The organism is Candidatus Babeliales bacterium (assembly GCA_019749895.1).
Lineage (GTDB): Bacteria > Babelota > Babeliae > Babelales > RVW-14 > AaIE-18.
This window is the reverse complement of the sequence record JAIEPG010000002.1, coordinates 28,662-46,565: the sequence shown is the minus strand read 5'-3', so window position 1 is coordinate 46,565 and position 17,904 is coordinate 28,662. Positions and strand designations below refer to the sequence as shown.

Annotated in this window: 13 protein-coding genes and 3 rRNA genes; 10 read left to right on the top strand and 6 right to left on the bottom strand. The window is 43.0% G+C overall.

Features of this window, described 5'->3' with window-relative positions; all coding sequences use genetic code 11:
• Positions 1-48: 48 nt before the first annotated feature.
• The 5 genes from K2W90_01255 to K2W90_01235 form a co-directional block, all read right to left on the bottom strand.
• Positions 49-912 (bottom strand): alpha/beta fold hydrolase, encoded by an 864-nt coding sequence (locus K2W90_01255; GenBank protein ID MBY0352973.1) that lies wholly within the window; start codon positions 910-912, stop codon positions 49-51.
• Between the two features lie 105 nt (positions 913-1,017).
• Positions 1,018-1,425 (bottom strand): nucleoside-diphosphate kinase, encoded by a 408-nt coding sequence (gene ndk, locus K2W90_01250; protein ID MBY0352972.1) that lies wholly within the window; start codon positions 1,423-1,425, stop codon positions 1,018-1,020.
• A gap of 140 nt (positions 1,426-1,565) precedes the next feature.
• The gene (locus K2W90_01245) at positions 1,566-3,407 is read right to left on the bottom strand and encodes a 30S ribosomal protein S1 (GenBank protein ID MBY0352971.1); all 1,842 of its coding nucleotides are present in this window, start codon (positions 3,405-3,407) and stop codon (positions 1,566-1,568) included.
• Between the two features lie 134 nt (positions 3,408-3,541).
• Complete coding sequence (locus K2W90_01240) at positions 3,542-4,549, bottom strand: PilN domain-containing protein (protein MBY0352970.1); 1,008 nt, start codon at positions 4,547-4,549, stop codon at positions 3,542-3,544.
• Positions 4,550-4,557: 8 nt separating this feature from the next.
• Positions 4,558-5,679 (bottom strand): carbohydrate kinase family protein, encoded by a 1,122-nt coding sequence (locus K2W90_01235; GenBank protein ID MBY0352969.1) that lies wholly within the window; start codon positions 5,677-5,679, stop codon positions 4,558-4,560.
• Positions 5,680-6,306: 627 nt separating this feature from the next.
• On the opposite strand from K2W90_01235, the gene K2W90_01230 reads away from it, so the two are divergent.
• The 10 genes from K2W90_01230 to K2W90_01185 all read left to right on the top strand — a co-directional run bounded on the left by K2W90_01230 (position 6,307) and on the right by K2W90_01185 (position 17,010).
• Positions 6,307-7,850: ribosomal RNA gene (locus K2W90_01230) — 16S ribosomal RNA — on the top strand.
• Positions 7,851-8,076: 226 nt separating this feature from the next.
• A 23S ribosomal RNA gene (locus tag K2W90_01225) occupies positions 8,077-11,085 on the top strand.
• Between the two features lie 202 nt (positions 11,086-11,287).
• A 5S ribosomal RNA gene (gene rrf, locus K2W90_01220) occupies positions 11,288-11,402 on the top strand.
• Together the 16S, 23S and 5S rRNA genes form the textbook arrangement of a ribosomal RNA operon.
• Before the next feature lie 155 nt (positions 11,403-11,557).
• Positions 11,558-12,910: a family 1 glycosylhydrolase gene (locus K2W90_01215; protein MBY0352968.1), complete on the top strand. Its 1,353-nt coding sequence runs from the start codon at positions 11,558-11,560 to the stop codon at positions 12,908-12,910.
• A gap of 205 nt (positions 12,911-13,115) precedes the next feature.
• The gene (locus K2W90_01210; protein MBY0352967.1) at positions 13,116-13,586 is read left to right on the top strand and encodes a YbaK/EbsC family protein; all 471 of its coding nucleotides are present in this window, start codon (positions 13,116-13,118) and stop codon (positions 13,584-13,586) included.
• Complete coding sequence (locus K2W90_01205; GenBank protein ID MBY0352966.1) at positions 13,583-14,461, top strand: CYTH domain-containing protein; 879 nt, start codon at positions 13,583-13,585, stop codon at positions 14,459-14,461. Before K2W90_01210 ends, K2W90_01205 begins: the two co-directional genes overlap by 4 nt.
• Before the next feature lie 153 nt (positions 14,462-14,614).
• On the top strand, positions 14,615-14,950 hold the full coding sequence (locus K2W90_01200) for a hypothetical protein (GenBank protein MBY0352965.1): 336 nt from the start codon (positions 14,615-14,617) through the stop codon (positions 14,948-14,950).
• Positions 14,951-14,985: 35 nt separating this feature from the next.
• Positions 14,986-15,375, top strand: coding sequence for a hypothetical protein (locus tag K2W90_01195; protein ID MBY0352964.1), 390 nt, complete (start codon positions 14,986-14,988; stop codon positions 15,373-15,375).
• Positions 15,376-15,477: 102 nt separating this feature from the next.
• On the top strand, positions 15,478-16,152 hold the full coding sequence (locus tag K2W90_01190; protein ID MBY0352963.1) for a hypothetical protein: 675 nt from the start codon (positions 15,478-15,480) through the stop codon (positions 16,150-16,152).
• A gap of 57 nt (positions 16,153-16,209) precedes the next feature.
• The gene (locus K2W90_01185) at positions 16,210-17,010 is read left to right on the top strand and encodes a hypothetical protein (GenBank protein ID MBY0352962.1); all 801 of its coding nucleotides are present in this window, start codon (positions 16,210-16,212) and stop codon (positions 17,008-17,010) included.
• A 6-nt stretch (positions 17,011-17,016) separates the two neighbouring features.
• Here the strand turns inward: K2W90_01185 and K2W90_01180 are convergent, their stop codons facing one another.
• Positions 17,017-17,664 carry a hypothetical protein gene (locus tag K2W90_01180; protein MBY0352961.1) on the bottom strand — a complete coding sequence of 216 codons (648 nt, stop codon included), beginning with the start codon at positions 17,662-17,664 and terminating at the stop codon, positions 17,017-17,019.
• Positions 17,665-17,904 lie beyond the last annotated feature (240 nt).

The following is a 17,904-nucleotide window of genomic DNA, read 5'->3' as shown; positions in this document are numbered from 1 at the left end:
TATCTCTCACAAAATAAAAAAGAGGCCGTGTTTTTTACGGCCTCTTTTTTATTTTGTGTACATCGGTCCACGTTCGGGGTCTATGTGAATGTGTCCATTGGTATGTTCAAAGTTTTCAAAGTTGCCTATCTTTTGTTGCTTAAGCTGGTGCGGAATACTCAAGAGCCAGCGCGCAACTATTGGCAAGTGTAGTTGTGAGTGTGATGGCTGATCCGAGGGCAAGATCCCGGTGTTTTTGATGGTGATTGAAAGATTGGTAATACGTTCGTGCGTTGGTAGTGTACGTTGAAAAAAGCCAAGTACCGGTTGAATGATATCGCCTTGTGAATAAAAATTATAAACGTATTCGATAGCGTTCATACTGGGCATAAAAGCTTGAGCGTCGATTGGAGTCCCCAAAAAGTATGCTGCTTGAATGGCAAAGGTTGAGATGTTGCGCCACTGTTGCTGGTACAAGTGAAAGAGCTTTTTTATCTGTGGTAGTGCTTTGCAAAAGAGCTCAAAGATTGTGGGTTCATGCTTGCGGGTGGTGGGAGTTAGGCTGAGCAAGAAATCAGCATCAAAAGTGTTGGTAGCGGCTGTGCTGAGTAGTTGGCTGGCGATGCTAATAACGTTACCGCCGTGGCTATGGCCGATTACGATAATCTGTTCGGTGGGTGGGTAGCTCAAGATGAGTTTGGCAAGTGTTTGCCCGCTGGCTACAATAGTGGCGGTAGTGGGCATGCCAGGCCAGCAAAACGAGATGGTTTTGTGGTGGAGTGTGCGTGCTTGTTTTTCAAGCTCGTCAAAAAAATCGCCTTCTGGTTGGTGCCAGGTTTCTTGGTTTGCAAATGAACCGTGAACCAGAATAACAATGCTGTTGAGGCGAGGGGTAAAACAGCAGAGTGAAAGAAAGATTAAGAGCGTGCGCATCGTTAATCCTGTCTGTGCCCGTTCGCCCTGAGCCTGGTCGAAGGGTTGGGCACTAAAAAATTAGACATTAAAAAAGGCCCGGAATTTTCCGGGCCTTTTTTAAAATTAGCTTAATTCTGGAAAGAAGAATTTTACTTCTTCTGCCGCCGTTTCTGGAGCGTCAGAACCGTGCGTAGCGTTTTCGCCAACACTTGCGCCGTAAAGTTTACGGATTGTGTTGTCTGCTGCTTGTGCAGGGTTTGTAGCACCCATAAGGTCGCGCCATGCTTTTACCGCGTTGTCTTTGGCAAGTGCCATAACAACTACCGGGCCTGAAGTCATGAATTCTACCAACTCACCAAAGAACGGACGTTCTTTGTGTACGGCATAAAAGCTTTGTGCTTGTGCCAACGATAAGTTGATTTTTTTCATGCCAACAATTTCAAAGCCTTCTTGTTCAATGCGGTCAATAATTTTCCCGCTGTTGTGTGCTCTAACTGCATCAGGCTTAATAATTGCTAAGGTATGTTCCATGTTCGGTACTTTCTTTATGGTTTGGTCATGATGATCACAAGAAGGTTGAAAAAGCGTGCAACCGGCAATGAGTAGCAAAACAGGAAGACACAACAACATTAATCTTTTCATGATCATCATAACCTTTCGTTCAAATTATATTATTCTTTAGAATTATCGTCTTTTTGCATGTGCTTTTCAAGCGCTTGCTGCAATGAGCTCTTCATAGCAGTAGGCTGCTGTTGTTGCTGTTGCTGTTCTTGACGAGGAGCTTTTTGTTCAGCGGCTGCAGCTGCTTTTTTCGCTTGGATTTTTTCAACTGCTGCTTCTTCACGTCGCTCTTCTTCGGTTGGCGCACTCTTCACCTTTTCAGGCTTTAAGCTCAAGCCAAGCTTGCGCTCTTCTGGGCTAACCTTGATAATTCTAAATTCTTTGGTTTCGCCAACTTTGATAATGTCTTCAACCTTCTGAACATCACTTTCTGAAAGTTCAGAGATATGAACAAGACCTTCAATGCCGGTAGGAAGTTTAACAAATGCGCCAAAGTTGGTAATTTTTGATACCGTACCTTGAATCATTGTGCCAACTTTATATTCGCTTTCTACCGTTGTCCATGGATCATTTTCAAGTTGTTTGATGCCCAAAGAAACCTTGCGGTTGTCTGGATCAATTGACAAGATTACGGCATCAACCATGCTGCCTTTTTGATAACGTTCACTTGGATGTGAAACATGATCGGTCCAGGAGATGTCTGAAATATGCACGAGTCCGTCAACGCCATCAAGCAATTGTACGAAAAGACCAAAATCGGTGATGTTGGTAATTTTACCATGAATTTTGTCGCCAATTTTAAACTTATCAGCAACGGTTTTCCATGGATCTTCGTTGAGTTGCTTAATGCTCAAAGACATTCTGCGGTTGTCTTTATCAAGAGCAACAACCAATGCTTCAATTTCTTGTCCAACATGGAAATATCTTGAAAGATTGTTAATACGCTCAGTCCAAGAGATTTCTGAAATGTGAACCAGCCCCTCAACGCCCTTTTCAACTTCAATGAAAAGACCGTAGTCCGTGATGCTAGAAATTTTGCCTTTGATATTGCTGTGCAATGGATATTGCGCCGCAACATGTTCCCAAGGATTTGGAGTCAATTGCTTCATGCCCAAAGAGATCTTTTCATGCATCTTATCAAAGGAAATAACCTTAACGGTGATTGTGTCACCAATTCTGACCATTTCGCTAGGATGTGCTATGCGTCCCCATGACATGTCGGTGATATGAAGCAAGCCATCAATGCCGCCAACGTCAACAAAAACGCCGTAGCTGGTGATGTTTTTAACAATACCTTGCAAGACTTGTTCTTCTTGAATTGTTTCAAGAGCTTTCTTCTTGTCTTCAAAGCGTTGTTCTTCAATGTATTTTCTGCGAGAGATAATAACGTTACCGCGCTTCTTATTAACTTTAAGAATTTTGCAGGTAACTTCTTGACCAACAAATTGATCAAAATCAGTAACACGTTGAATGTCGATTTGTGATCCTGGCAAGAAAGCAGGGATCCCAACGTCTACGCTCAAGCCACCCTTAACTTTATGGGTAACCACACCGCGAACTGGTTCGTCAGATGTTGCCAAGTCGGTAATATTGTCCCAAGCTTTAAGTGCTTTAGCTTTTTGATACGACAATACAACACAACCGCCTTCATCTTCAAGGCGATCAAGAAGCACATCAATTTCTGTGCCTGATTGAAGACCTTTAAGTTCATAGTCTGAAAACTCATATTGAGGAATCAGTCCATCAGACTTATAATCAATATTAACAAGTACGCCATTGTTTTCTTTTGCAATGACTTTACCTTTAATAACTTTGCCTACTTTGAACTTGTTTGATATATCATCATAAAGTTCAGTAAGTTCGGCTTTCTGTGCGTCATTGAGTTGAAACTCATCTTCAATGAGCTCAGCACTCCAGCGAGAAGAAATCATTTTTTGATTGTCTCTTACCATGATAATCCCGAGTCAACACATCAGCGGTAAAAGGACGAAAGCCCTTTTGAATCAGCTGTATGGTTTAAAAAGTTATACTTATAACAACAAATAATACAATCTAAATGGTACCAAAAAACGATATAGTTGGCAAACTACACTTTAAGCGTGGCCGAAAGCTTGAAAAAGTAGCTTTTCTTGGGTTGATTTTCAGATTTTTTGACCATCTTAATGGTTGCGGGGTCAACAGCCTTTATAGAAGGTATTTTTTGCAAGTTTGCTATGAATGTAGTAATTGCCTTGAGCGAGGTGCTCTTTCCTTGCATGGCCATAGTATAGCTGGTAGTGTTTGTTGCGTGTTTGCTGCCCATTGCTTGTGGGTTTTTGATTGCTGAAGCGTTCAGCGATTCAAGCCAGCAGGCAGATGGTATGGCCCGGGAAATGCTAGTTAAAAGCTGGCTAAACTGAAAGGCTCCTGTTGGTGGCTTTAAAATAGTGAGGCGCTTGGCAAGTTCCTGTTCAGACTGCTTGATCTGATTGAGGGTATTAATCTCTTGTTCAAGGTTTTTGGTAGTTGCAAGCAAGTCTTCTTGAGTGCTGGTAGTATGTGCCAGATCATGCTTCATATTGGTATAAACCGAATGAAGCAGCAAGATCATAACGCCTGCGCTAGCCCCTGTGGCCCCAAGCCACCAGGCGGGGCTGTGTTGGTTGTACCGTTTAAACGGCTTAAGTAAGTCTTGTTGATCGGTAAGCATCTTGTATGGGACTGACTGTGCTTTGTCTAGTATTAATGGCTTTGCAATAATAGCAAGAAGTCGTAATGGGGTTTTTGTGGTACACAGGGCTGTTTGCAATGTTGCTAATTGTTGTAAGGCGGGCTGGTGGTTGGCAAGCCCTGCAAAGCACAGAACTGCTTTAGGTCTGCAAAGTCCGTGCTTGGTGGTAAATTGACTTATGGAATGGGCAAGGGTGGTGGGGTTGTAAATTATGCCGTTTATTATTACGGTTGATTCTAGGGCCATTTTTTCCTGTTTTTTGATGCGCAACGTGTTGCTCGCTTTTTTGAATAGAACGCAAGTCAGTTCTTTATCTTGTATTTGTAGGTACAGGATAATGGATTGTTGTCCCAAGGACTTAATGAAGTTCTTTAAATAATTCATCATGCTGTTTAGGTAAGGGTGTAGTGTTGTAATAGTGTGTGATTTAAAATGGCTGCTTGCTTCTCAAGTTCTGCATCATTCAAAATACCGTTTTTTGCGCCAATTTTGGTTAAAACTGATGCGCTGTTTAAAATGCCATGTCTAAGCGCATCGTGAGGCTCAAAGCCTTTTTTTAAGCTTGCAACAAAACACGAGCCAAAAGCGTCGCCAGCGCCTACCGGGTCTATTACTTTAATCTTTATGCTGGGATGAAAGTAAACATCATTTTTTGTTGCCACATAAACACCGTTGGCGCCATTGGTAATGACTACAATCCGGGGTCCCATACTTAGTATTTCTTTAAAGAACTTTTTGGCGCTAAAGCAACCGCCGTCGTAAACGATGGGGCTGGTAATTAAGTAGGGTTCTTCGTTGCGTTTTGTTGGTGGGCAAATGATGGGTGTTTGTTCTTCAAGAATCTTCTTGTACGTTTGGTCCGTTTCAACTAATGAAAGCATAAACATGCGTGCTTCGTTTGCATTCATGATAAGTGTTTCTATAAAGGGGAGCGATTCGCGCAGTGTTTGCACCCCTTGTGAAAGTTGACTGCTGCCTGGGTTGATAGCAATTGGCTTGTTGTGCTCGTGAGCAAAGCGCACAATCTCGGGAAGTAATGCCGCTGAATCATCGCTTAATGATGTTAGATACAATTGATCGCATTCTTTAATGGCATCAAAAGGGATGTCTTGGCGTTTAAGAAAGCTATTTGCGCCGCGATGGACAAAGATGGTGCGTTCATGCTGCAATGATTTAATGATAAATGATGAGCCGGTGGCATGTTCTTGTGTTTGTTTAATAAGGTTTGTTTTAATGCTTCTATTTTCTAAGTCGTGTATGACGGCTTCTCCTGCGTTATCAGTTCCTACTTGGCAAAAGCACGAAACGTCAAAGCCGCGCAACTTAAAGGATGCAGCAGAATTGGTTGCACCCCCGCCTGTTAAATACAAGAGTTCATCAATACCAATCTTTTCGCCCGTTTCAAAGAGCATAAAGGTTTGAGACGAGCTTTTTTTGGTGATGGTCATATAATCAGCGCCTGCGTAGTCTAAATAGATGTCTTGCGTGGCGCCGCCCATGGTTAATATCTTCATACGTACGTTCCTTTTAGATGATGCCAATAAACACTCCCAGTGTAGGCATAGGGTTTTCAAGTTGCAAGAGTATCTGTTTATAGGTTCAAAAATGGTCAAAAACCTCCTGAAAGTAGGCCTTTTACTCATTATATGAATTTAGGGGCACAAAAAGCTCTTCTTTTTAGGGGATTTTTGGGGTGTTCTTTCCTTATATATAGGACCCATCTAGAGGAGGTGTTTTGGAGTGGCAAAAAAGGGGTGCAAAGAGTTCTGGTATGTGGGTGGTTGTTTTGAACCCTTTTTATTAAAATTTTTAAACTATTTTTAAACTTTTTTAATTAAAGTTACGAATAATAGTTTTTATTGTTCTCGAAAACATCGACTGGATCGATGTTTTCGAGAAATAAAAAAAACTTTAAATATTTTGCAAAAAAAGCTTGCTAACTCAAAAAGAAAAAAGTATAATACTTCTACAATCAAGGAAATGAGATGAAACGAACGAAGTTAAGACACATTGAAATTAGATTCCTGGTTGATTAAATAAAGAAAATTTTGAACTATCTTTGAAATGTACGAAACGACGTCCGCATAAAGATAGGTAATTAAAAGATTACCTCTGAGTGCAATGACCTTGTGTCAATTTTTGATACGGAGAGTTTGATTCTGGCTCAGAATAAACGCTGGCGGTGTGCTTAACACATGCAAGTCGAACGAGAAAATTCCTTCGGGGATGAGTACAGTGGCGAACGGGTGAGTAACACGTGAGAATCTGCCCATTAGTGGAGAATATCTTCGAGAAATCGAGGTTAATACTGCATAAGTCCAGCTTGCTGGAGAAAGACGGCCTCTTTGCTGTCGCTGATGGATGAGCTCGCGTCCTATTAGTTAGTTGGTGAGGTAAAGGCTCACCAAGACGAAGATGGGTAGCCGGCCTGAGAGGGTGTACGGCCACATTGGGACTGAGATACGGCCCAAACTCCTACGGGAGGCAGCAGTGGGGAATATTGCGCAATGGGGGAAACCCTGACGCAGCGACACCGCGTGGAGGATGAAGGTTTTAGGATCGTAAACTCCTGTTAAGTGGGAAGAAAGAACAGTATCTAATACATACTGGAGATGACGGTACCACTAGAGAAAGCACCGGCTAACTTCGTGCCAGCAGCCGCGGTAATACGAAGGGTGCAAGCGTTATTCGGAATCACTGGGCGTAAAGAGCGCGTAGGCGGCTTATTAAGTTGGTTGTTAAATACCTTGGCTCAACCAAGGAACTGCAGTCAAAACTGATTTGCTAGAGGATAAGAGAGAGAAGTGGAATTCTCGGAGTAGCGGTAAAATGCGTAGATCTCGAGAGGAACACCGGTTGCGAAGGCGGCTTCTTGGCTTATTCCTGACGCTGAGGTGCGAAAGCGTGGGGAGCAAACAGGATTAGATACCCTGGTAGTCCACGCCGTAAACGATGATCACTAGATGTTGGTAATACTTAGTATTATCAGTGTCGAAGCTAACGCGTTAAGTGATCCGCCTGAGTAGTACGGTCGCAAGACTAAAACTCAAAGAAATTGACGGGGGTCCGCACAAGCGGTGGAACATGTGGTTTAATTCGACACTACGCGAGGAACCTTACCTAGGCTTGACATGTAATTGTTACTGGTAGAAATATCGGGTTCTATGGAAACATAGACTGTTACACAGGTGCTGCATGGCTGTCGTCAGCTCGTGTCGTGAGATGTTGGGTTAAGTCCTTTAACGAGCGCAACCCTTGCCGTCAGTTGCTCATTCTTCGGAATAGCACTCTGGCGGGACTGCCTTGGAAACAAGGAGGAAGGTGGGGATGACGTCAAGTCCTCATGGCCCTTATGCCTAGGGCTACACACGTGTTACAATGGCAAGTACAACGGGCTGCAATACCGCGAGGTGGAGCAAATCCTTCAAAACTTGTCTAAGTTCGGATTGGAGTCTGCAATTCGACTCCATGAAGTTGAAATCGCTAGTAATCGCGTATCAGAACGACGCGGTGAATACGTTCTCGGACCTTGTACACACCGCCCGTCACACCATGAAAGTCGTCAGCACCCAAAACTGTCTTAGCTAACCTGTAAAGGAGGCGGTCAGTAAAGGTGAGGGGGATAATTGGGGTGAAGTCGTAACAAGGTAGCCGTAGGAGAACCTGCGGCTGGATCACCTCCTTTCGAAGGAGATCAAGATCTATAAGATCTTAAGGTGTTATTTAATATAGAAATAAATACAAGTAGTTGCACTCAGAGGCATATTTTATAAAAGACGTTTGTTTTGTGTGTTTTAAGAAGATAGTTAATATAAAAAATTAAAGATCTTTGAAATATATAGTCTAACTGAATATCGAAAATACAAATGAGTTTTACTCAAAAAAGACAGTAATTTTGTATGAGAGTTTGTAGATAATTGAAAAGAGCATTTGGTGAATGCCATGGTATCAGGAGGCGATGAAAGAAGTGGAAGGCTGCTGTAAGCCTCGGGGAGCTGCCAATCAAGCTTTGATCCGGGGATTTCTGAATGGGGAGACCCACCTAGGTGAAGCCTAGGTATCTTTATCTGAATACATAGGGTAAAGAGGCGAACGACGTGAACTGAAACATCTAAGTAGCGTCAGGAAAAGAAAACGAATGTGATTCCCTAAGTAGTGGTGAGCGAAACGGGAACAGCTTAAAACTTGTGCTGTGTAAGCCTGCATGCGTTGCAGTACGAGGGAAGCGAGATATAATATCTGGGCAATGCAGTTGCTCGGGTCAAGTAGTCAGTATATTTGAATGCACTGGGAAGTGCGACCAAAGAAGGTTATAGTCCTGTAAGATAAATACTGAAAGTGCTTGATAATTATACTCTCAAGTATCACGGAGCACGTGAAATTCCGTGAGAATCTGCCCAGACCATTGGGTAAAGCTAAATACTACCTGATAACCGATAGTGAACGAGTACCGTGAGGGAAAGGTGAAAAGAACCCCGGGAGGGGAGTGAAATAGAACCTGAAACCAAATGCTTACAATCGGTGGAAGCACAATATACGAATGTGTGACCATGTACCTTTTGCATAATGGGCCAACGAGTTGCTCCTACGTTGCAAGGTTAAGTCTTGAAAGGACGAAGCCGTAGCGAAAGCGAGTCTGAATAGGGCGTTTAGTAGCGTGGGGCAGACCCGAAACCTAGTGAGCTATCCATGAGCAAGATGAAGTCTTGGTAAAACAAGATGGAGGTCTGAACCCGTGTGGGTTGAAAACTGCTGGGATGACTTGTGGATAGGAGTGAAAGGCTAATCAAACTGGGAGATAGCTGGTTCTTCTCGAAATATATTTAGGTATAGCCTCGTTTGATCGTAGATGGCGGTAAAGCACAGTTTTGGCTAGGGGGCGTAAGTTTACCAAACCATTACTAACTCTGAATGTCGTCTATTTATAGAACGGGAGTCAGACTGCGAGGGATAAGCTTCGTAGTCAAAAGGGAAACAGCCCAGACCATCAGCTAAGGTCCCAAAGTATTCATTAAGTGGTAAAAGATGTGGAAATACACAGACAGCCAGGAGGTTGGCTTAGAAGCAGCCATCCTTTAAAGAAAGCGTAATAGCTCACTGGTCAAGTGTTTTTGCGCTAAAACATGAACGGGGCTAAATGAATCACCGAAGCTATGGATTGTATCTTTTAGATACAGTGGTAGAGAAGCGTTCTTTTGTGGCAAGTTTGACCGTAAGGACAGATGGGGACAAAAGAAGTGAGCATGTTGGCATAAGTAACGAAAAAACAGGTGAAATTCCTGTTCGCCGAAAGCCCAAGGGTTCCGTGAGAAAGGTTCATCCACTCAGGGTTAGTCGATACTCTAAGCCGAGGCCAATTGGAGTAGGCGATGGGAAGCAGGCTAAATATTCCTGCACCACTTTTAGCGTTTGAGTGAAGGGGTGACGCAGAAAGATAGGTTGACGTGGGGTATGGTTTACCACGCTAAGCATTTAGGAGGATTTTGTAGGCAAATCCGCAAAATCATCACTCTGAGGTGTGACGGGCATATCAATTCTAAGTGAAAAGATATGTTCAGCTGATTCTCCGCTGACTAGAAAAACCTCTAGCGAGCAAAAAAGTGATCGTACCGCAAACCGACACAGGTGGGCGAGTTGAGAATACTAAGGCGTTGAGATAACTCTCATTCAGGAACTCGGCAAAATAGCCTCGTAACTTCGGGAGAAGAGGTGCCAATGTCGTTATTTTATGAGAATAAAAGAAGCGATTGTTGGTTGCAATAAAGAGGTTCAAGCGACTGTTTAACAAAAACACAGGGCCATGCTAACTCGTAAGAGGATGTATATGGTCTGACGCCTGCCCAGTGCTGGAAGGTTAACAGGAGATGTTAGTTCTTCGGAGCGAAGCATTGAATCGAAGCCCCAGTAAACGGCGGCCGTAACTATAACGGTCCTAAGGTAGCGAAATCCCTTGTCGGGTAAGTTCCGACCTGCATGAATGGCGTAACGACTTGAACGCTGTCTTGATGAGAGACTCAGTGAATTTGTAGTCCCGGTGAAAATGCCGGGTACCCGCGATAGGACGGAAAGACCCCGTGCACCTTTACTATAACTTGACATTGATTTTTGGATTAGCATGTGTAGGATAGGCGGGAGACGGTGAAGCTACGGCGCTAGCTGTAGCAGAGTCAATGGTGAAATACCGCTCTTGTTCGTTTGAAAATCTAACTTTTTTCCGTAATCCGGAGAAAGGACATTGTCTGGTGGGTAGTTTGACTGGGGTGGTCGCCTCCCAAAATGTAACGGAGGCGTTCAAAGGTTCCCTCAAGGCGAATAGAAATCGTCTTAAGAGCGCAAAAGCATAAGGGAGCTTGACTGCGAGACATACAGGTCGAGCAGGTGCGAAAGCAGGATTTAGTGATCCAGTGGTTCCGCATGGAAGGGCCATTGCTAAACGGATAAAAGGTACGCCGGGGATAACAGGCTAATCTCCTCTAAGAGTCCATATCGACGAGGAGGTTTGGCACCTCGATGTCGGCTCATCGCATCCTGGGGCTGGAGAAGGTCCCAAGGGTTTGGCTGTTCGCCAATTAAAGCGGTACGTGAGCTGGGTTCAGACCGTCGTAAGACAGGTCGGTCCTTATCCATCGTGGGCGTAGGATATTTGAGAGAAGCTGTCCCTAGTACGAGAGGACCGGGATGGACAAACCTCTGGTGTTCCGGTTGTTTACCAAAAGCAAAGCCGGGTAGCTAGGTTTGGATGAGATAACCGCTGAAAGCATCTAAGTGGGAAACTCGCCTCAAGATAAGATATCCCGTTTATGCAACTTCGGTTGCATAACATTAAGATCCCTCGAAGACTACGAGGTTGATAGGTTGGGTGTGTAAGCACAGTAATGTGTTCAGCTAACCAATACTAATAGATCGAACGTTTTATCTACATCTAATTTAATTTAGTCTCTTCATACAATTTTCTGTTTTGTTCTTTCCGATATTCAACTATGACTATGAAAATTATGCAAGCAACTTACGTTGCATCACGTTTTGCTACGAGTTGCTTGCATAATTTAAAATTACCTGTATAATTTATAGGTAATTAAGATCTTTAAAAATTATGAAATATTTAAAAAATTTACAAAATTTCCTGGTGGCGATAGTGCTGGGGTAACACCTGTTCCCATTCCGAATACAGAAGTGAAGACCATCACGCCGAAAATACTTGCTTGGAGACGAGCCGGAAAAATAGGTACTGCCAGGTTTTAATTAAAGCCGCTAACTGCAAAGTTAGCGGCTTTTTTCTTGTCTATATTTTGTACCAAAACAATCTCGATGTACCTGGTTTTTGATGGTAGAATTACCGTGATGTATTTTTTGTGAGTTTTTGTTCAACTTTTAGGTAAGCAGGGATTCTGTATGGTGCGCAATGTATGCTTCAAGTTTTTACTGGTATTTTTGTTTGCTAGCTCTTCGCTATTTTCACAAAAATTTCCCAAAGATTTTCAATGGGGTACCGCTATTGCAGAGTTTCAAAACTCTGGTGCCGATACGTTGCCAGACTCAAACTGGGCTCACTTTCAACAAAAAATAGGTCTTCAGTCTGGCAAGTCAGTTGATCACTGGAATAACTATCAAGAAGATATTGAGCTCATGAAAGAAATAGGACTTAACTCTTTTAGGTTTTCTATCGACTGGAGCAGTATTGAACCTGAGCAAGGCAAGATTAATGAAAGTGCTTTGCAGCATTATGATGATCTTTGCACGGCGCTGCTTGCCGCTGGTATAGCGCCCATGGCAACGCTGCATCATTTTACGCACCCCGCCTGGTTTGATGATTTGGGCGGTTTTGAGCGTGTTGAGAATATTAACTATTTTGTGAGCTTTGCAAAAACTGTTTTTGCGCGTTTTAATGACAAGATTCAGTTGTGGTGCACCATCAATGAGCCTGCGGTTTATGCATTTGCGGGTCATTTGATTGGTATTCATTCGCCAGGCAAAATTGCGGTAAAAGATGGCTTTCGTGTGTGTGGTGAAGTTTTGAAAAATCTTTTAATTGCGCATGTTGAAGTTTATGAAGCCCTAAAAACTATGCCTGGTGGCGATAAGGCGCAAATTGGTATTGTGCATAATGTGCTTAAGTTTGCCCCGCGTTATTGGTTTGAGCCGCTAGAAGCGGTAGCTTGTGCTTTTTTAACACCAATCACTAATGATGCAACTATGAACTTTTTACGCACTGGCGATTATATATATGAACCGTTTAGTACGTTTAGTTATAAGCCATGCCGCATTGTCCATGAAGATGAGCGTGCGCCGCATTCGTTTGATTTTATTGGATTGAATTACTATGCAACGGCCGTTATTGGCTTTAATAGCACTACTATTTTTGGCTCGACTTGCTTTCCAGGTCAAATTATGGGCGATATGGATTTATCGCTGGACCCGCAAGGTTTTGCCACAGCAATCAGAGAAGTTGCAGCATTGGGCAAGCCCGTTTACATTACCGAAAATGGCATGGCTGATAATAGCAAAAAAGATGATCAACGCCGTCAATTGCTCATTATGACTTCGTTGGAAGAGGTGGAAAAAGCCTTGCAAGAAGGTATTGATATTCGCGGTTATTATTATTGGACGCTTGTTGACAACTTTGAGTGGCATAAAGGCTTTGATGCAAGTTTTGGTTTGCATGACAGAGAGCGCAACAAAAAATCAAGTGCTGATGTGTATAAAAATCTTATTGCTGAGTATGCAGGGGTGCAGCAAATTTCATAAAATAAATTCTTGAAAACGTAATTTACAAGGGTAGTACCAAAAAGTACTACCCTTTTTTGTTTTTTGTATTTGTCTACTCTGTCAAAAATTGCAAAAACATTGATAACTATTGCCATTTATTCAAAAAAAGTGCACCATAACGCTGATTCAAAGATATTATTTTTTTTGAATAAATAAAAAGGAAAAGTTTGAGGGGTAAAAAATCATGAAAACAAAGCTTGAGCATCTCGTGGCTGCACATCAGTCGCTCGAAATTATTGTTTGCGATATTCCAACCAAAACATCAGAAAGTGCAGCAGAATTTTTGGGTGTGCCCTTGAACAGCATTGTCAAAACGCTAGTGGTTAAAGCTGACACACAAAAGTTTTTTGCTTTTGTTTTATGTGGACATGACCGGCTTGATCGGCATGAAGTTGTAAAAATTTTACATTGTAAAAAATTTCGTTTTGCCACGCCTGAAGAGACTTTGTCTGTCACCGGCTATCCGCCCGGCGGTATCCCACCAATCGGCCTGAACGATGGTCTTGAAGTTTTTATCGACGACAGGGTAATGCAGCATAACGTTGTTTATGCTGGTGGAGGTCAAGTTGATAAATTGTTAAAAATTCAGCCCGAACTTCTTGTTGCGTTGAGCAGCGGTCACATTGGTCAATTTTCTTTGGAGATTCAAGAATGAAGAAGAAATTATTGTTCATTGCGTGTGCAGTTTTTGTTTTGAGCTGCCAACTTGGCGCTCAGTCTCAAGAAAGTCAGTTTTCAGAAGAAATCGAAATCAAAATAAAACTTACCAACGAGCAATCTGTTCAGCTTGCCAACTGGCTTGAAAAGAATGCGCAGCATTGTGGCACTGTTGAGTTAACTGACAGCTACTTTCAGCATCCATCAATTTTGACTACGTTTCGTAGCCTAGAAGGTTTTGATGATGCACACGTGTACTTGCGCGTTCGAACGCAGCCAGGCAAGGCATCGGTATGTTGTAAAACAAGTGGTGAGCAGCTAGAGCGGCGCATTGAAGCTGAGACAGCTGTCTCTTCTGGTCATGAGATGGTAAACATTCTTACGCTACTTGGTTTTTATCCACATATTGAAGTAAAAAAAACGCGCGTGAAGTACGAAGTTGCGTTTGCAGGTGCTACGCTTGAAGTGGCGCTTGATCAACAGGTACAAGGTTCTGTTGCTGGCGGTGATTTTGTTGATTTTGGTAATTTTACTGAAATAGAAATCAAAGGTGGCAACAAAGAAGTTGCGGTTCTCTACAACTTTTTGCAGCATGTTGGTATTAGTGAATTTCAACTTTCTACAAAAAGTTATTATCATATCGTGTTAAATCCAACACATAATTTTTATGAAACCAGAGTGTTAAGTTCTCAAGAATATGCTTGTTTTGCTGGTTCTCCCGTGGCTATTTTGCCAGCATGCCTGTTGCTTGCTGCAATTGTTGCCGGAAGCGCTGCATCTATTTTGGTTGGTTATTTTGTGACATACCTAGTTACTGCATTGAGTGGTGGTGGTGGGGAGTTTGGGCCAGTGGCTGGGCCACTGATGAATTAAGTAAGTAAGAAGTCATTGCCGGTAGTGTCTACACGCTGACTGTTGATTTAGCGCTTTATTTACAGATGGCTCTCTCAGCTGTTTAAACTAGCTCCCGACATGGTCGGAAGTTAGTTGGAGCGTATGTGCTCTATGTACTGGGAGGGAGTGTCTATGAAGTCGCTTGTTGTGTTGATTGTTGTGCTGAGTATGTGTGGTGGTATGAGCCAGGGAAGGTCTTATGAAGTACAGACGGGGATAATGCAAAAGGATGCAAATAGTTGCCCAATGCTGCTTGCAGATTCTGGGCAGGAAGAGCTTGTTGACTTGGCTGCGTGTTTGCGAGTTGATGATCCGGAGTCTAGAGCACATCTTATTGAAATTTTTTCGGCATTTCAGGGTGCCGCATTGGCTTTGGGCATTGTTGGCCTTTTCGTTGGTGGTGGGTATTTTTTGTATCATTGCTGGCCAAATTCACTACGCGAGTTTTGTTTATTGGAAGAAGTATAAGTTATTTTACATCTTGTTACACGAAGGAGTTTTTTATGAAAAAGATAATGATATTTGTTTTTACATTGTGCGCATTGCAGGCACAGGCTTCAACGCCTGTTGAAGCACAAGTTGCAGCATTGATGCAAGATAGTGAGCTTATGAAAACGTGTCTTGCGTTGTACCAAAATGGCGAAACGCCTGAGCAGATTGTTAAGCAGTTGCTGCAGTGTGATGATAAGCAGGCATATGTGGTACATGGAATGACTCAAGCAGCCATGGAAACTGCTATGGCCGCGATTTTGGCAGGTTTTGTTGGATTTGTAGGTGGGATGTTCACTTTTTGGGGCATTCATGAGGCTGTTAACGCGAGACCTCGACAACCGATGACGTATGATATGGAAAACAAGCGTTGGCTTGTTGCTCCAGACACGAGAAATACTTAATTTTTGAACGTAGGCACTTCATAATTTCATGAAGTGCCTACAAGTTGTGTATCGTTTCTTATTTTTTTATCGCACCAAAAAAGGTGCAAGGGAGATTCCGTAATGAAGAAGGTACTTTTGTTAGCTGTTTGTTTGTTTTCTTTCCAAGCTCATGCAGCCATGCATGCTCCGGCAGATGTTAACGAGGCAGTGGTAACATTGATGCAGGATAAAGCTTTTGTAGAAAAGTGTTTAACACTTTACCAAAACGGTGCAGCGCCAGAAGAGATTATTGAACAGTTGTCTGAAGAAAAGAAAGCTCATGGCAATGCTTTAGTGCTTGGTAGTTTGGTTGTGGTTTCGGTGTTGAGTATTTTTTTGTGGTGCAACCCAGCATTGGCAACAAGTTTGTATGAAGGTACTAGCTCTTTGTGCAGTTGGTTTTTTGACAATGCTGTACCTGAAGTTGACGATGACGCTGCGCAGTCTTGTTCAGATATTGTTACTCAAGTTTGCAATACTGCTAATACATGCTACGAATATTTCAACGAATGTGCGTTTGAGTATGGACCAACAAAACTAGTTGAAATTGCGCAAGATGGGATGCGTGAATCAGCTAGTAATCTTACTATATGCCCAGTAAATCCTTTTGCTCAGGTAATCGATGTGTGTCGTCAGGTTTCTGGTACATGGTTGCCCGACCGAGACTGCTTTGCCCAGTTTTGCCCAGAGAGTATGAACATAGCTACGTGCGTTGCGACTTCGGAAAATTCATATTCGCAGTATGAATATCTTTAATTTTTTGTATCATTTCTTATTATTTATCGCACCAAAAAAGGTGCAAGGGAGATTTTCATGAAGAGAGTACTTTTGTTAGCTGTTTGTCTGTTTTCTTTTCAAGCTCATGCCGTAATGCATGCTCCGGCAGATGTTAATGAGGCAGTGGTAACATTAATGCAGGATAAAGCTTTTGTAGAAAAGTGTTTAACGCTGTACAAAAACGGTGCAGCGCCAGAAGAGATTATTGAACAGCTGTCTGAAGAAAAAAAAGCGCATGGTGGTTTGGGTATTGTTTTGGGCGTGGCGGTAGCTGCTCTTGGCGTACTTTTGTGTCAATACCCAGAGGTGCTGACAACGTTGTGTGAAGGTGCGGGTTCTTTGTGCACGTGGTTACTTAACAATGTAACCACCATTACTGATCCGATTAGTGAAGGTGCTGGTGAATTGTCAAATTTTATTCAAGGTGGAACGCTTATCGAGCAGGCATGCAAGGGTGCTCAGTGTGCACAAGAGATTGTTTCAAATGTAGTTCCTAGTGCATCGTCGTTTATTGAATATGCATGTGATATTGCTGGTACCTGCTATCCTTATTTCAACGAGTGTGCGTTTACGCAAGGTCCTGCGGCATTGGTTGAAGTTGCGCAAAATGGGATGAGTCAAGCGGTTGGCAATACTACTCTTGGCCTGTGCCCTGCAGAGCCTTTTCAAGCGGCAATGGATGTTTGCCGCCATTCAGGGTTCTCGTTTCCCGATGTGTGGCACTGCCTTTCTCAGTTTTGTCCAGAAGGCGTGGAAGATTGTTTTTCAACCTTTGTACTGAGCTCTGTAAATCATGCGGGTTTAAACCCAACTGATATGGTTAATTCAGGCGCATAAATCAGTTTAAATTTCTTCAGGTGTTGGATGCAAGATTGCAATAACCTGCGCATCTGAAACTTGAGGAAACTTGTGATAGTAGGTGCTGATGGCGGTAAAGTGGTCTGGCGTGTGCAACACAACAACATGGTCAGCCGTGCGCTTGAGTTGTGCAAGTGCGTCTTGTGAGGCAACTGGCACGGCTGCAATAACTTGCACTGCGCCAAGTTTTTTAACGGTAGCAAGTGCTGCCAGCATAGTAAAACCAGTGGCAATGCCGTCATCAACTACAATCACTGTTTTGCCCGTAAAATCTTGTTCAGGCAGGTCGGCTCGGTAGGTTTCTACGCGTTGCTCTGCCTCTTTTTTTTCTGTAGCAGTTAACTCAGCCAATGTTTCTTTGCTGATACTTAATAAATCTACTGTTGCATCATCAATAAATGTTTTACCGTCTTGGCTGACGGCGCCAACTGCCAGCTCTGGGTTGCCAGGTGCGCCAATTTTTCGTGAGACAACAATGTCGAGTGGTGCGTTCAATTCTGCTGCAACCACGGCTGCAACTTCAACCCCGCCTCGCGGTAACCCCAGTACGAGCGCATTTGCAACATCTTTATATTCGTGCAGCGCGTGAGCAAGCTTTTTCCCAGCATCGTGGCGATCAAAAAATGGCGTCATCAGATTTCCTTGGTTTAAAGTTAATATTACAATATTACTTTTGCGGTTTTGATTTGTTTTTTGCCCCGTTCTCCCTGAGGAGCATGGCGTAGACATGCGTCTCGAAGGGTAAAAATTTTGCAGAAGAAACGACCCTTCGAGACGCTCTTCGAGCTCCTCAGGGAAAACGGAGTTGGTACACAACCTAAATCAAAGATCAATTTCTGGGTGCTCGTCAAATTATGATCAGATACGTGCCGT

Bases quoted from the DNA above. Each gene is read 5' to 3' on its own strand.
- K2W90_01255 (MBY0352973.1), bottom strand. From the start codon at position 912: ATGCGCACGCTCTTAATCTTTCTTTCACTCTGCTGTTTTACCCCTCGC.
- ndk (MBY0352972.1), bottom strand. From the start codon at position 1,425: ATGGAACATACCTTAGCAATTATTAAGCCTGATGCAGTTAGAGCACAC.
- K2W90_01245 (MBY0352971.1), bottom strand. From the start codon at position 3,407: ATGGTAAGAGACAATCAAAAAATGATTTCTTCTCGCTGGAGTGCTGAG.
- K2W90_01240 (MBY0352970.1), bottom strand. From the start codon at position 4,549: ATGAATTATTTAAAGAACTTCATTAAGTCCTTGGGACAACAATCCATT.
- K2W90_01235 (MBY0352969.1), bottom strand. From the start codon at position 5,679: ATGAAGATATTAACCATGGGCGGCGCCACGCAAGACATCTATTTAGAC.
- K2W90_01215 (MBY0352968.1), top strand. From the start codon at position 11,558: ATGGTGCGCAATGTATGCTTCAAGTTTTTACTGGTATTTTTGTTTGCT.
- K2W90_01210 (MBY0352967.1), top strand. From the start codon at position 13,116: ATGAAAACAAAGCTTGAGCATCTCGTGGCTGCACATCAGTCGCTCGAA.
- K2W90_01205 (MBY0352966.1), top strand. From the start codon at position 13,583: ATGAAGAAGAAATTATTGTTCATTGCGTGTGCAGTTTTTGTTTTGAGC.
- K2W90_01200 (MBY0352965.1), top strand. From the start codon at position 14,615: ATGAAGTCGCTTGTTGTGTTGATTGTTGTGCTGAGTATGTGTGGTGGT.
- K2W90_01195 (MBY0352964.1), top strand. From the start codon at position 14,986: ATGAAAAAGATAATGATATTTGTTTTTACATTGTGCGCATTGCAGGCA.
- K2W90_01190 (MBY0352963.1), top strand. From the start codon at position 15,478: ATGAAGAAGGTACTTTTGTTAGCTGTTTGTTTGTTTTCTTTCCAAGCT.
- K2W90_01185 (MBY0352962.1), top strand. From the start codon at position 16,210: ATGAAGAGAGTACTTTTGTTAGCTGTTTGTCTGTTTTCTTTTCAAGCT.
- K2W90_01180 (MBY0352961.1), bottom strand. From the start codon at position 17,664: ATGACGCCATTTTTTGATCGCCACGATGCTGGGAAAAAGCTTGCTCAC.